This window comes from Frankia sp. Mgl5 (assembly GCF_023242985.1).
GTDB classification, from domain to species: Bacteria; Actinomycetota; Actinomycetes; order Frankiales; family Frankiaceae; genus Parafrankia; species Parafrankia soli.
This window is the reverse complement of the sequence record NZ_JALKFY010000570.1, coordinates 1-335: the sequence shown is the minus strand read 5'-3', so window position 1 is coordinate 335 and position 335 is coordinate 1. Positions and strand designations below refer to the sequence as shown.

Below are 335 nucleotides of genomic sequence, written 5' to 3'. Positions count from 1 at the left end.
GCATTGAAAGACCCCCGGCCACCGCCGAGCCGACCATGATCGAAGGAATCACTCGTGTAGGGTCAGCCGCTGCAAACGGAATCGCCCCTTCGGTAATAAACGAAGCCCCCAGTACATAAGCCGTCTTCCCTGCTTGCCGTTCTTCCGTCGAAAATTTTTTCTTGAACAGGGTTGTTGCCAGAGCAAGCCCTAGCGGCGGTGTCATCCCAGCCGCCATAATCGCCGCATGGGGTCCAAAGTTGCCTTCCGCAATCATCGCAATCCCAAAGGTAAATGCCGCTTTGTTGACTGGTCCGCCCATGTCAAATGCCATCATCGCGCCAAGAATAATCCCC

The 335-nt window shown here is 55.2% G+C and carries 1 protein-coding gene; it reads right to left on the bottom strand.

Going from position 1 to position 335, the window contains the following annotated elements; translation table 11 throughout:
- The coding region (locus MXD62_RS10675; protein ID WP_248829152.1) for a fructose-specific PTS transporter subunit EIIC at positions 1 to 335 on the bottom strand (335 nt) is incomplete at both ends.